The sequence below is a fragment of the Sphingorhabdus sp. genome (assembly GCF_044338195.1).
Taxonomy (GTDB): domain Bacteria; phylum Pseudomonadota; class Alphaproteobacteria; order Sphingomonadales; family Sphingomonadaceae; genus Sphingorhabdus_B.
Window position 1 is genome coordinate 15,305 of the sequence record NZ_JBIIMC010000001.1, and the last position, 13,073, is coordinate 28,377.

A 13,073-nucleotide genomic window follows, 5' to 3' on the forward strand; every position below is an offset into this window, starting at 1 on the left:
ATCTGCCTGTCGGACCTGTTTGACCGTACATAGGCATTAGTCGTGGCGATAAAATGGCAGAATATATGAATTATGGCCGTTTTCTTTCGGCGCGCGAAGCCTAGCACGCGCACAGGCTTGCCAGCCGTGGCTTGGGCGCTAAACAAACGGGCATGTTAGGTGTCTGTTATTATCCCGAGCACTGGTCCGAGGATCATTGGCCACGCGACGCGCAAAGAATGTATGATCTTGGGCTGCGTTATGTCCGGATTGGCGAATTTGCGTGGGGTCGCATCGAAAAGGCGGAAGGCATATTCGATTGGGCATGGATGGACCGCGCGATAGACGTGCTCGGCGGGGCGGGACTGAAAGTCGTGCTTGGAACCCCAACCGCAACGCCGCCCAAATGGCTGTGCGAAAAATATCCCGACATTTTGCCTGTCGATATTCACACCGGCCAAGTTCGTGGCTTCGGATCGCGCCGCCATTATGACTTTTCGAGCGAAACATATCTGGTGCAGGCGGAACGCATCACTGCCGCCATGGCTGCGCGTTATGGCAGCCATCCGCATGTGGCAGGATGGCAGACCGACAATGAATTGTGCTGCCACGATACGACCACGAGCGCATCGCCAGCGGCGCTGGAAAAATTCCGGGTCTATTGTGCGCAACGTTATGGCACGATCGACGCGCTGAATGCGGCGTGGGGCAATGTGTTCTGGTCAATGGAATATGACCATTTTGATCAGATCGACCTGCCCTTTTTCACGGTGTGCGAAACGAACCCTGCGCATCGCTTGGCCTATCGGCGCTTTGCCTCGGATCAGGTCGTTCGCTTTCATGACGTCATGATATCGGCCGTTCGCCGCCACGCCGCGCCGCACCAGTGGGTGACGCACAATATCATTCCGCCGTCGACAACGGGCGTCGACAATGCCGCGCTGACGCGCGAGCTCGATTTTGTCAGCTATGACAATTATCCGCTCGGTTTTTCCGATCAGCTCATGGCCAAAGCCTCGGCTGATGAATGGAAGCCGTTCATGCGCACGGGGCATCCTGATTTGGCGGCGCTCAATTTTGATTCGGTGCGCGGGCTATCCAAAGGTGCGTGGTGGGTCATGGAGCAGCAGCCCGGGCCCGTAAACTGGGCGCCGCATAATCCGCGTCCCGCGCCGGGCATGGTGCGCCACTGGACGCTTCAGGCATTTGCCCATGGCGCGGCCTGCGTGGCCTATTTCCGCTGGCGGCAGGTGCCCTTTGCGCAAGAACAAATGCATGCCGGGCTCAGACGGCCTGATGATATGCCCGCCGCGGCATGGGCGGAAGTGGAACAGGCCGCATCGGACATGCAGCGGCTTGGCGACTTATCCGTTGTCGCGGCGAAGTCCCCCGTTGCCATTATCATTGATCCGGTGTCTGGCTGGGTCGACGACATTGAACGGCAGGGTGCGGGATATCGCTATGATGCGGTCGTCTTCCAATATTACCGTGCGTTGCGTGGCCTAGGCGTGGATGTCGACTTTGTATCCGCAGGCGACGCGCAGCTGGCGGGATATCGACTGGTCGTTGTGCCGACCATGGCGGTGGTCGACGATGCCGCGTTCGATGCATTGCAGGCGAGCGATGGCCTATTGCTTTTCGGGCCACGCGCGGGTGCGAAGACCGATGAATTTTCGATGAGCGAAGGCTTGCCGCCCGGACGGCTGCGTGACTTTGTGCCTATCAAAGTCACTTCGGTCGAAACGCTGCGCGCGGATTGCGGTGGTAGCATTGCGTACAAAGGCGCGGAATATGAAAGCGGCCGTTGGCGCGAGACGATTGAAGTTGGCGACGCGGACATCATCGCAACTTATGAAGACGGCGCACCGGCAGCGGTGCGGGCAGATCGCAGCATCTATCTTGCGACGCTGACGGACGATGCCTTTCTCACGAACTTGCTCGTCGATTTATGTGCGGAGGCGGACGTGCAGATTACGCCGCTGCCGCCCACGCTGCGCTTGCGCCGACGGGGTGAACTGACTTTCGCGTTCAATCTGGATAGCGTCAGCGCGCGCGCCCCTGCACCAAAGGGCGCAGAGTTTGTCATCGGCGGTTCGGACATCGAACCTTATGGCGTTGCTGTCTGGCGTTAGCGTTCTTTGGTCGCGCTGAATTTCAGGTCCGGGTGCTTTTCCTGCTGATAACCAACATCCCATGACGAACGCGCCATAAACACCGGATGGCCATCGCGGTCCTTCGCCATGTTTCCGCCATTGAACGAGATGAATTGCGCAAGCGCCGTGTCCGACCCGATGAGCCAGCGGGCGGTGTCATATGGTGCGGGCTCCAGAAACGCATCGACCTTATATTCCGCCTCAAGCCGCGAAATCAGAACGTCGAGCTGAAGTTGCCCGACAACGCCAATCACCCAGTTTGAACCGATCTCAGGGTAGAAGACTTGAATGACGCCCTCTTCGCTCAGGTCATCCAGCGCCTTGCGCAGCTGCTTGGTCTTCGTGGGGTCACGCAGCACAACGCGGCGCAAAATTTCCGGTGCGAAGTTGGGCAGTCCTGTAAAGCGCACATCATTACGTTCGGACAAAGTATCGCCGACGCGCAAGGTGCCATGGTTTGGAATGCCGATGATATCGCCGGGTTCCGCGCTGTCGGCAATCTCGCGATCTTGCGCGAAAAACAGGATCGGCGAATGAATCGCAACCGGCTTGCCAAGCCCCGAAGGCGTGAGCTTCATGCCGCGTTTGAAGGTGCCGGAACATAGCCGCATGAACGCGATGCGGTCACGGTGCTGCGGGTCCATATTGGCCTGCACCTTAAAAATGAAGCCCGTGACTTCTTTCTCGGACGGATCAATTTCGCCCTTTGAACTGGGTTGCGGGCGCGGTGGCGGCGCATATTTGGCGATCGCGTTGATGAGCTCGATCACGCCGAATTCTTTCAGCGCGGAGCCGAAATAAACAGGCGTTAGATCACCATTTTGGAAAGCGGTCAGATCGAACTCGGAATATCCAGCCTGCGCAAGCTCCGCCTCTTCGCGCAGCCGCGCGACGCCCGCAGACGAGAGCACATCTTCAAGGCTTGTCGCATTCAGGCCGGCATGGTCACTGACTTTGCCTTCAAACGCCTTGCTGTCGCCCGACGGCTGGCTGAGGCGACCGCTGTTAAAGTCATAAAGGCCTTCAAACTCGCCGCCCATGCCCACGGGCCAGTTCATAGGGCACACATCGAGCGCCAGTGCATCGGCGACTTCATCAATCGTCTCAAATGCGGGGCGACCTTCGCGATCCACCTTGTTGACGAAGGTGATAATCGGAACGCTGCGCAGGCGGCAAACTTCGAAAAGCTTGCGGGTCTGCGGCTCAATACCCTTCGCCGCGTCGATGACCATGATAGCAGAATCGACCGCAGTCAGCGTCCTGTACGTATCTTCGGAGAAATCTTCATGCCCCGGCGTGTCGAGCAGATTGAAGACAATGCCGTCTTTTTGAAACGTCATCACCGATGACGTAACCGAAATTCCGCGCTGCTGTTCGATCTTCATCCAGTCGGAACGCGCACGGCGTGCCTGACCGCGCGCCTTTACTTCGCCTGCCAAGTGAATGGCGCCACCTTGAAGCAAAAGCTTTTCCGTGAGCGTTGTTTTACCCGCATCGGGGTGGGAGATAATGGCAAAGGTTCGGCGGTTGAGCGTCATACCGCGCGGCTTAGGGATGATTGATTATCGCTTCAACCCGTTTGTCAGAAGGTCGGCGGCGATAGTCGCAACTTCAGCTGCATCGCGATCTTCATCAAGGACACCAAAACGCAGCCCCAAAAACACGTTCATGCCGACAATGGCCCACGCATGGACTTCCTCGACATCGTCCCGCACTTGTCCTTTGGCCGCAGCTTCTTTCAAGCTGGCGAGATATCCGTTGACGGTATTTTCATAATGCGCGCGGTAACTTGGCGGATCGACAAATTCAGCTTCGTCAATAATCCGGTACAGTTCCTTATGCTCGCGCACAAAATTCAAAAACTTGTTCAGCCCCTTACGCTCACCTTCAAGCCGGTCAGGCTCCGCAGCGATCACGGGCCCTACCGTCTGCCGTACTTGCGCCGACATATCGCGGACCAGCGCGCGGAAGAGCGAATCTTTGGAATCAAAATAGGTGTAGAAACTGCCCAAGGCTACGCCGGCCCGCTGCGTAATCGACACGACGGAACTTTCGTGAAAACCCTTTTCACCAAATTCGGCAGCAGCGGCATCCAGCAACAGACGCAATGTTTTGCGGCCCCGTTCGGTGCGGGGTGTTTTTTCAGCCGGTGTCATTGTTGCTGATATGCCACGTTCGACCGACATTCGCTATATTTCCTAAAGTGACTAAGTTGAAACATGGTTCAACTTTCACTATACGCATATTTGGAAATGGGTAAAGGCCCGCATTTCAATCAGGAGAGTGACAATGAAATCCCCCAATATTTCGATGATCCGCGCAGCATTATTGGCCAGCATTGCCGTCTCCGGCTTGGCAGTGACCGCGCCTGTTATGGCGCAAGAAGAAGCTGCGAGCGCGGAAAGTGGTGATGAAATCATCGTCACTGCCCGCCGCCGTGAAGAAAATCTGCTCGATGTGCCCATCGCCGTCAGCGCATTTTCGGGCGAAGCGCTTGAACTGCGTGGTGCGCTTGACCTGACCGACATTGGCAACATCACGCCGAACACCACGCTTGAAACATCGCGCGGTAGTAACTCGACGCTGTCGGCTTTTATTCGCGGTATCGGTCAACAAGATCCCGTGTCGGGTTTTGAACCCGGTGTCGGCATCTATCTGGACGATGTATATTTGAACCGTCCGCAAGCTGCGGTCCTCGACATTTATGACGTAGAACGCATCGAAGTTCTGCGCGGACCGCAAGGTACGCTGTATGGCCGCAACACCATCGGCGGCGCAGTGAAATATGTCACGAAGCGTTTGCCGCAAGAGTTCGCCTTAAGCGCACGGGCAACCGTCGGAACTTATGATCAGGCCGACGGCGTATTGACTATGTCTGCACCGATTGGCGACATCGTGCGCGTCGGCGGCAGCGTCGCGCGGCTGTCACGCGGTGGCTTTGGTGACAACCTGACCACTGGCCTTGAAAATTATAACAAGGATGTGTGGGCAGCGCGCGGCACATTGGAGCTTGGCGGATATGGTGCGCCGGTCTCGGTCCGTATCAGCGGCGATTATAGCCGTGACAAGAGCGACCCACGCGGCGGTCATCGCATCATTCCCGGATTGTTGTCGGGCGCGCCCGTGCTGGACAATGTTTTCGACACACGCGGCGGACTTGTTGATCCCAAACAGGATATCGAAGCTTATGGCCTCGCCATGAATATTTCGGTGGACCTGTCCGATAGCCTGACGCTGCGGTCCATCAGTGCATGGCGCAAAGATGACACGCTGACCCCCATCGACTTTGACGCGCTGCCTGCGGCAGATGTCGATGTCCCCGGCGGCTATTTCAACGAACAGGTCAGTCAGGAAGTGCAACTGCTTGTGGACGCTGGTCCGTTCAGCGGCATGGTCGGTGCATATTATCTGGATGCCACGGCAGATACCTTGTTCGATGTGCGCCTGTTCACGACGCTCAGTGGATTGACGGCATTTACCAATGCTGCGGTCGATACCGAAACCTACGCCGTCTTCGGCGATTTTACGTACGATCTTTCCGAGCAGCTCAGCCTGTCGGTTGGTGGCCGTTACACATGGGATAAGCGCACCGCGAATATTCTGCGCCAAAACTATCTCGGCGGCGGCTCACCCTTCTTTGGCGGGGCAGGTGTAGCCTTTGGCGCAGCCAGCACAAACTTCAGCGGACAGCGTGATTTCAAAAAGTTCACGCCCCGTATATCGCTGAGCTTTAAGCCAACGCCAGACGACAATATCTACGCCAGCTTCAGCCAAGGCTTTAAGGGCGGCGGCTTTGATCCGCGCGGTGTGGGTGCCAATGCGCCCGACCTCAACGGCAATGGTATCCGTGGCGAAAATGACGAAGTGGCCGCGTTTCTGAGCTTCCGTCCAGAAAGCGTCGACAGCTACGAAGTTGGCTATAAGGGCAATGCGTTCGACGGTGGCCTGACCTATGCGCTCGCTGGCTTCTACGCCGATTATACGGACGTCCAAATCCCCGGATCGGTTGCATGTATCGTCAGCGGTCTGCCATCCTTCTGCGGCGTAACGTCCAACGCGGGCAAGGCGACATTCAAAGGCGTCGAGCTTGAATTTAACGCACGGCTTGGTGAAAGCGTTGCCCGTGATGGTGACCGTTTGAACCTGTTGGGTGCAGTGGGTTATATTGATGCGAAGTTCGACCAATATATCTCGAACATCGCGAGCGTCCCGACCGATGTTGCCGCCTTCCGCGATGTGCAGAACACACCTTCATGGACCGCGAGCGCAACGCTTGCCTACATGACGCCAGTTGGCGCGGGACGCTTGAATCTCGGCACAACCGTCTCGTACCGCAGCAGCACGACGCAGTTCGAAATTCCGAACCCCTATATTGATCAGTCCGGCTATGCCCTCGTCGACGCAAGCTTGGTGTATACCGCGCCTGACGATCGTTGGAGCATTGGGCTTTATGGTAAGAACCTGCTCGACAAGGAATATAAGACTTCGGGCTACAGCTTCATCGCTGGTAACGCGACGACTGGCGTGCCCGTCCTTGGCGGAACCGGATTGCCCGTTGCGTCGCTGGGCCGCGAAGGCACGCTGACCGCATTTTACGGCAACCCGCGTCAGGTGTTTCTGACCGCTGGCGTGAAGTTCTAAAAAGCCGCGCGAAAGCGCGTTGAAAAAAGAAGGCCGGGTCATCATGCCCGGCCTTTCTTTTTATCCGCGAAGCACCGCGCCAAGTTTGGCCGCGGCCGCAATGACCTTATCTGAAATCAGTTTCAGATCATCATCGCCATAGCTTTTGTCGGTGGGTTGAAGCGTAATTTCAACCGCCAGGCTGACTTGGCCCTCAGGTACGCCATGCCCGGCAAAGCGGTCAAACAAACGCGCGGCGACGATGTTGTCTTTGTCGCATCCCTTAATCGCCCGAACCAGATCATTGGCGGGCGTATCTTGCGAAACCAGAAACGCAAAGTCGCGGGTAACGGCTTGCAATGCAGGCGGTGTGAAGGCCGGGCGCATAAAGCCAGTGGCTTTTTTGAGCGGTATCGCATCCAAAAAGATTTCCGCGGCGACAACGCTGCCATCCAGGTCAAAGGCTTTTGCCGTCGCCGGATGCAGCGTGCCAAATGCGGCAAGAATATTCTTTGGCCCCATGCGCAATGTTGCCGATTGTCCGGGATGATAATGCGCGCCGGCATCGTCCATCACAAGCAGACCGTCGGTCGCGACACCTGCTGCCTTGAGCAACGCGATGGCCTCTGCCTTGGCATCAAAAGCATCAAATTTTGCCGATTTACCGGTCGCCCAATTGCGCACGGATTTGTCACCTGCCAGCACGATGCCCGCCGTCAGACGCTCGTCGCTTGTGCCATCCGCCGCGGCAAAATAACGCCGTCCGATTTCGAATAGACGCACCGATGATGCGCCGCGGTCCATGTTCCGCTGCGCGGCAGAGAGCAGACCCGGCAAAAGCGAAGGGCGCATGACCTTCATGTCTTCGGAGATCGGGTTGGCAAGGCTCCATGTGCCGCCACCAAATGCGTCCGCTGCCTTTTGTGGCAGGAACGACCAGTTGATCGCTTCGTTCAAGCCACGTGCCGCCGCTGCACGGCGCACTTTGCGTTCCAGCGACTGAACAGGCGTTGCGGTTGGTTTGGCAACGCCGTCTGCACGGGGCAATGGCACGGACACGACATTGTCGAGCCCGACGATACGGACAACTTCTTCGACGATGTCTGCAGGGCCATCGACGTCACGACGCCATGTCGGCACGGTGACTCGCCAGTCGTCGCTTACAGAAAAGCCCAGTCTTTCCAAGATATTGCGCTGTTCCTCCGGCGCAACATCAACGCCGCCAAGTTGCTGGCAATATTGTGTGTCGTAAGAAATGTTGCGCGGCGCAACTGGTGCAGCGCCCGCCCTAGTGATGGCACTTGGCGTCCCGCCGCAATGGTCAAGCACGAGCTTGGTCGCGATCGCCAATCCGTCTTCCAGAAACGCTGGGTCAACGCCGCGCTCAAAACGTTGCCGCGCATCGCTGGTCAACGCCAGCTTCTGCCCGGTGCGTGCAATATGTTCAGGGTCGAAATAGGCGCATTCAATAAGGACATCCGTGGTCGTTTCCGAAACGCCGCTATGCTCGCCACCCATGATACCGCCAATGTCATGCACCATGCTGTCGTCAGCAATGACGGTCATGCTGGAATCCAGCATATAGGTCTTGCCGTTGAGGGCGACCATATTTTCCCCGTCGACAGCCTTGCGGGCCACCAGCGCGCCGTTCAGCTTTGCGCGGTCATAAACGTGCAACGGCCGGCCAAGATCAATGGATATGAAGTTGGTGATGTCGACGAGCACTGAAATCGGCTTTTGGCCAATGGCTTTCAGCTTGCTGCGCATCCATTCGGGTGCGTCGCCATTGCGGACACCGGAGACAGCTTGTGCGTAGAACGCAGGGCAGCCTGCGGCGTCGTCAGTGCGCACGATCGGCGCGGGTTCGCTGCCTTCATTTGGCGTGTCCAAATTGATTTTGTAAACTTTGTCCAGCGGGCGCAATGTTCCAAGGCCAGCTGCGGCGAGATCGCGCGCAATGCCGCGAACGCCCATGCAATCCTGACGGTTGGGGGTGATGCTGACATCAATGACGGGGTCGTCCAATCCTGCCCAATCGGCATAGACTGTCCCCACCGGCGCGTCGGCCGCGAGTTCGATGATGCCATCATGATCGTCGCCCAATTCCAGCTCCGCAATCGAACACATCATCCCGTTGGATTCGACGCCTCTGATCGCGGCGACCTTCAGCACCATGCCATTTGCGGGAACGACGGCGCCGGCTGGACCAAATACGCCAAGCATGCCTGCGCGCGCATTGGGTGCGCCACAGACAACCTGCAGCGGTTCGCCGCCCGCGTCGACGGACAGTATCTGCAATTTATCGGCCTGTGGATGTGGCGCTGCGCTCAGCACCTTTGCGATGCGGAACGCGGACAATTTGTCTGCCGGGTTCTCGATGCCTTCAACTTCAAGCCCGATACGGTTCAGGCAATCGGCAACGGCCTGCATATCGGCGTCGGTATCAAGATGCTCTTTCAGCCATGACAATGAGAATTTCATGCGCCTACTCCTCCGCTCAGCGTCGGAACATCGAGCGCGTCAAATCCGTAATGTTGCAGCCAGCGATTGTCGCCGTCGAAGAAGGCACGCAGATCGTCCATCCCATATTTCAGCATGGCAAGGCGGTCGACACCGGTGCCGAAGGCAAAGCCCTGCCATATATCGGGATCAAGCCCGCAGGCCTCGATAACCTTGCGGTGGACCATGCCGGAGCCAAGAACCTCCATCCAGCCTTCTGATCCGCCAATGACGCGCTTGCCGTTGACGATCGAATAGCCAACGTCGACTTCAACCGATGGTTCGGTGAAGGGGAAATAGCTTGGACGCAGACGCAAGACGACATCCTCGCGTTCGAAATAGGCCTTCAAAAATGTCTCCAGCGTCCATTTCAGATGACCAAGGTGAATGCCCTTGTCGATGACAAGGCCTTCGATCTGGTGGAACATCGGCGTGTGCGTCGCATCGCTGTCGCTGCGGTAGACGCGGCCAGGTGCGATAATGCGGATCGGCGGTTCCTGTGACGTCATGGTGCGGATTTGCACCGGTGATGTGTGCGTCCGCAGCAGCATTTTGCTGCCTTCGCGCGCCATTTCGTCGGGGAAATAGAAAGTATCATGCATCGCGCGCGCAGGATGCGTTTCGGGAATGTTGAGCGCGGTGAAATTGTGCCAATCGTCTTCGATCTCGCGCCCTTCGGCAACGGCGAAACCCATGTCGGCAAAGATTTCGGCAAGCTCGTCCATGACTTGGCTGACGGGATGCACTGTTCCGCGGGGCGTTTCGGGCGCAGGCAATGTCATGTCGACATATTCGCTTGCGAGACGCCGGTTTAGCTCGGCTGTTTCCAAAGCGGCTTTTTTCGCGGCCAGCGCTGCGGTAACGCTTTCGCGCAGACCATTGATAATCGGACCTTGCGTCTGGCGTTCATCAGGTGACATCGCGCCCATTGTCTTGAGCAACGCCGAAACGCTGCCTTGCTTGCCAAGGGCGGATATCCGAACAGCCTCCAGCGCATCCAGCGTATCCGCGGAATCAATCGCTGCCATCAGTTCGGTTTGGAGTGTCGCAATATCTGTCATCATGGTTCGCCTGAATAAGCAAAAGGGCGCGAACGGCAAGTGCCGCCCACGCCCTTTTGCGCAATATCGAAGTTTTAGGAGCTTATGCTGCTTTCGCGAGCGCTGCCTTCGACTGCGCAATGATCGTGCTAAACATCGCGGCTTCGTTCATCGCGAGGTCGGCAAGAACCTTGCGGTCCAGTTCAACGTTAGCAAGCTTCAGGCCATGCATGAACACGCCATAGGTCATGCCTTCGGCGCGGACTGCGGCGTTGATACGCTGGATCCACAATGCGCGGAAGTTCCGCTTGTTTACCTTACGGTCGCGATATGCGTACTGACCGGCCTTTTCGACGGCCTGACGTGCGACGCGAATGGTATTTTTGCGACGGCCATAATAGCCCTTCGCCTGCTCTAAAATTCTTTTATGTTTGGCTTTGGTGGTCACACCACGTTTGACGCGTGCCATAATCTATATCCTTTTTGTTTTTCGTGGTCGCGTGGCTTAACCGAAAAACCGGTTCCCACTTTTTCGCACCACGCTCAGTCTGAAAACGTTCGCTTGGTCTTACAGACCGTATGGCGCCCATTTCTTGATTGTCTTGGCATCGGGATCAGAGATCACGCTGGTGCCACGGTTTTGGCGGATATACTTGGCATTATGGCTGCTCAAACGGTGCCGTTTTCCAACGACGCCATGCTTGATCTTGCCTGTTGCGGTGATTTTGAAGCGTTTCTTCACACCGCTCTTGGTCTTGAGCTTGGGCATTTTGGTCTCCTTTGTTGAGTCCGTATCAAGCCGACATGGCAGCCCTATTGGCCAGCCTGCTTATTCGGAAGGGGCGCGCCTAACCGGATTCGCGCCCGATTGCAAGCTTAATGCCGGTAATGTGGCCCGAACCCTGAAGCGTTTGCAGCAAATGACCAAGATCGCGTGCTGGGAAACGGCGCTGCGGATCAAATGAAACGGACGGGGCTAGTGCGTTTTAGTGTTGGCATGCCAGTGCTTCGAGCACGTCATCAAGCCGGGCTGGGTCGCCCACCGCAATGATATGGCCGTCCGAAGCGCCATGCAGTGGTTCCCCCGACCAATCGCTCATCATCCCCCCTGCGCCCGTTACGATGGGGATTAAGGCCGCAAAATCATGCAGCTTTAAGCCGGCTTCAACGACGATGTCGATATGCCCGCTGGCGAGCAGGGCGTAGTTGTAACAATCGCCGCCAAACAGCATTTTCTTATGTGCCGTTTGCGCAGCGAGTTCCATAAAATGATCGCCATCATGCTGCGTAAAATATTGTGGCCCCGTTGTTGCCAGCGTCGCCTGATTTAATGCGGTGCATGCCCTTGTCGTGACAGGATTGCCGTTCAACGTCGTCGGATACCCGGCAGCGCCGACCCAGCGCTCGCCGCTAATGCATTGGTCAATGACACCCAGAACGGGCCAGCCGTCTTCGAGCAGCGCAATCAATGTTCCGAATATCGGGCGCCCGGCCATGAAACTTACGGTTCCGTCGATCGGATCGATAATCCAACTTCGGCCCGAACTGCCGGTTTTTTCGCCATATTCCTCACCGATGATCGTGTCGCGGGGGCACTCGGCATCAAGAATGCGGCGGATGGCGCTTTCGGCGGCGCGGTCGGCTTCCGTTACGGGTGACGAATCGGCCTTTGCCTCGTGGCTATAGGCTGACCGGAAAAAGGGCCGGATGGCTTGGCCCGCTGCCTCGGCCAAACGGTTGGCCAGAAGGGTATCCGCCGGTGTCATCAGTCGAACAAAGAGCTGACTGAACTTTCATCCGCAATGCGCTTGATCGCTTCGCCCAACAATGGCGCGATGGGCAGCTGGCGTATTTTGGGACTGGCATTGGCAATGTCCGACGCCAAGATGGAGTCGGTGATAACCAGTTTGCGCAGTGAGGACGCGTTGACCCGGTTCACAGCCTCGCCGGACAATACACCATGCGTAATATAGGCGACGACGTCTGACGCACCGGCGGCTTTTAACGCGTCGGCCGCGTTGCACAGCGTGCCTGCGCTATCTGCGATGTCGTCAATCAATATGCAGAAACGGTCTTTCACGTCGCCGATGATGTTCATGACTTCGGAAACGCCGGCTTTTTCGCGGCGCTTATCGACGATCGCCAGTGGCGCATCGTCGAGACGCTTGGCCAGCGCGCGCGCGCGGACAACGCCGCCAACATCCGGCGATACGACGGTGATATTCTTGTCGCCATGGCGCTCCAAAATATCGGCGCTCATGACAGGCGCGCCATAAAGATTGTCGGTTGGAATATCGAAAAAGCCCTGAATCTGGCCTGCATGCAAATCCACGGTCAACACCCGGTCAGCGCCAGCCTGGGTAATCAGATTCGCGACAAGCTTCGCCGAAATGGGCGTGCGTGGTCCCGGTTTGCGATCCTGCCGCGCATAGCCGAAATAAGGAAGCACTGCCGTGATGCGTTTTGCCGATGCACGGCGCAACGCATCAATCATGATCAGCAATTCCATCAAATTGTCATTAGCTGGGTGGCTGGTGGACTGGATAACGAACATATCTTCGCCGCGCACATTTTCATGAATTTCGACGAAAATCTCATTGTCGGCGAAACGGCGCACGCTGGCGTCGGTCAAAGGCAAGTTCATATAATCTGCAATGCCCTTCGCCAAAGGAAGGTTGCTGTTGCCTGTCATCAATTTCATGTGCGTGTCCCCGGACCCCTGAGCTTTGAATCGCGCGCCAAAGTTTCGTGAAATGCCTTAGCGACGCGCGACTGGCCTGAC

General features: G+C 57.1%; 10 protein-coding genes. 2 read left to right on the forward strand and 8 right to left on the reverse strand.

Annotated features, from left to right (window positions below; genetic code table 11):
• Nucleotides 1-152: 152 nt before the first annotated feature.
• Nucleotides 153-2,111, forward strand: a complete 1,959-nt coding sequence (locus ACIQZK_RS00060; protein ID WP_397574350.1) for a beta-galactosidase — start codon at nucleotides 153-155, stop codon at nucleotides 2,109-2,111.
• On the opposite strand, the gene ACIQZK_RS00065 is transcribed toward ACIQZK_RS00060, so the two are convergent.
• A complete protein-coding gene (locus ACIQZK_RS00065) occupies nucleotides 2,108-3,670 on the reverse strand; it encodes a peptide chain release factor 3 (protein ID WP_397574351.1) in 1,563 nt (520 codons plus the stop codon). The genes ACIQZK_RS00060 and ACIQZK_RS00065 overlap by 4 nt on opposite strands.
• Before the next feature lie 24 nt (nucleotides 3,671-3,694).
• Nucleotides 3,695-4,288, reverse strand: a complete 594-nt coding sequence (locus ACIQZK_RS00070; protein ID WP_397574352.1) for a TetR/AcrR family transcriptional regulator — start codon at nucleotides 4,286-4,288, stop codon at nucleotides 3,695-3,697.
• A 133-nt stretch (nucleotides 4,289-4,421) separates the two neighbouring features.
• Between ACIQZK_RS00070 and ACIQZK_RS00075 the strand changes: the two genes are divergently transcribed.
• Entirely contained in the window at nucleotides 4,422-6,773 is a 2,352-nt protein-coding gene (locus tag ACIQZK_RS00075; protein WP_397574353.1) for a TonB-dependent receptor, read from the forward strand.
• 60 nt (nucleotides 6,774-6,833) lie between these two features.
• Here the strand turns inward: ACIQZK_RS00075 and pheT are convergent, their stop codons facing one another.
• The 6 genes from pheT to ACIQZK_RS00105 form a co-directional block, all read right to left on the reverse strand.
• Nucleotides 6,834-9,233 carry a phenylalanine--tRNA ligase subunit beta gene (pheT, locus tag ACIQZK_RS00080; protein WP_397574354.1) on the reverse strand — a complete coding sequence of 800 codons (2,400 nt, stop codon included), beginning with the start codon at nucleotides 9,231-9,233 and terminating at the stop codon, nucleotides 6,834-6,836.
• The gene (gene pheS, locus ACIQZK_RS00085; protein ID WP_397574448.1) at nucleotides 9,230-10,312 is read right to left on the reverse strand and encodes a phenylalanine--tRNA ligase subunit alpha; all 1,083 of its coding nucleotides are present in this window, start codon (nucleotides 10,310-10,312) and stop codon (nucleotides 9,230-9,232) included. The genes pheT and pheS overlap by 4 nt, the downstream gene beginning before the upstream one ends.
• Before the next feature lie 82 nt (nucleotides 10,313-10,394).
• Nucleotides 10,395-10,760, reverse strand: coding sequence for a 50S ribosomal protein L20 (rplT, locus tag ACIQZK_RS00090; protein ID WP_183942150.1), 366 nt, complete (start codon nucleotides 10,758-10,760; stop codon nucleotides 10,395-10,397).
• 99 nt (nucleotides 10,761-10,859) lie between these two features.
• On the reverse strand, nucleotides 10,860-11,060 hold the full coding sequence (gene rpmI / locus ACIQZK_RS00095; RefSeq protein ID WP_125231188.1) for a 50S ribosomal protein L35: 201 nt from the start codon (nucleotides 11,058-11,060) through the stop codon (nucleotides 10,860-10,862).
• A 217-nt stretch (nucleotides 11,061-11,277) separates the two neighbouring features.
• A complete protein-coding gene (hisN, locus tag ACIQZK_RS00100) occupies nucleotides 11,278-12,057 on the reverse strand; it encodes a histidinol-phosphatase (protein WP_397574355.1) in 780 nt (259 codons plus the stop codon).
• A complete protein-coding gene (locus ACIQZK_RS00105) occupies nucleotides 12,057-12,992 on the reverse strand; it encodes a ribose-phosphate pyrophosphokinase (protein WP_183942152.1) in 936 nt (311 codons plus the stop codon). Before ACIQZK_RS00105 ends, hisN begins: the two co-directional genes overlap by 1 nt.
• Nucleotides 12,993-13,073 lie beyond the last annotated feature (81 nt).

What these genes read in the sequence shown, in the direction of transcription:
- ACIQZK_RS00060 (WP_397574350.1), top strand. Translation starts at nt 153, where the DNA reads ATGTTAGGTGTCTGTTATTATCCCGAGCACTGGTCCGAGGATCATTGG.
- ACIQZK_RS00065 (WP_397574351.1), bottom strand. Translation starts at nt 3,670, where the DNA reads ATGACGCTCAACCGCCGAACCTTTGCCATTATCTCCCACCCCGATGCG.
- hisN (WP_397574355.1), bottom strand. Translation starts at nt 12,057, where the DNA reads ATGACACCGGCGGATACCCTTCTGGCCAACCGTTTGGCCGAGGCAGCG.
- ACIQZK_RS00075 (WP_397574353.1), top strand. Translation starts at nt 4,422, where the DNA reads ATGAAATCCCCCAATATTTCGATGATCCGCGCAGCATTATTGGCCAGC.
- pheT (WP_397574354.1), bottom strand. Translation starts at nt 9,233, where the DNA reads ATGAAATTCTCATTGTCATGGCTGAAAGAGCATCTTGATACCGACGCC.
- rpmI (WP_125231188.1), bottom strand. Translation starts at nt 11,060, where the DNA reads ATGCCCAAGCTCAAGACCAAGAGCGGTGTGAAGAAACGCTTCAAAATC.
- ACIQZK_RS00105 (WP_183942152.1), bottom strand. Translation starts at nt 12,992, where the DNA reads ATGAAATTGATGACAGGCAACAGCAACCTTCCTTTGGCGAAGGGCATT.
- rplT (WP_183942150.1), bottom strand. Translation starts at nt 10,760, where the DNA reads ATGGCACGCGTCAAACGTGGTGTGACCACCAAAGCCAAACATAAAAGA.
- pheS (WP_397574448.1), bottom strand. Translation starts at nt 10,312, where the DNA reads ATGACAGATATTGCGACACTCCAAACCGAACTGATGGCAGCGATTGAT.
- ACIQZK_RS00070 (WP_397574352.1), bottom strand. Translation starts at nt 4,288, where the DNA reads ATGACACCGGCTGAAAAAACACCCCGCACCGAACGGGGCCGCAAAACA.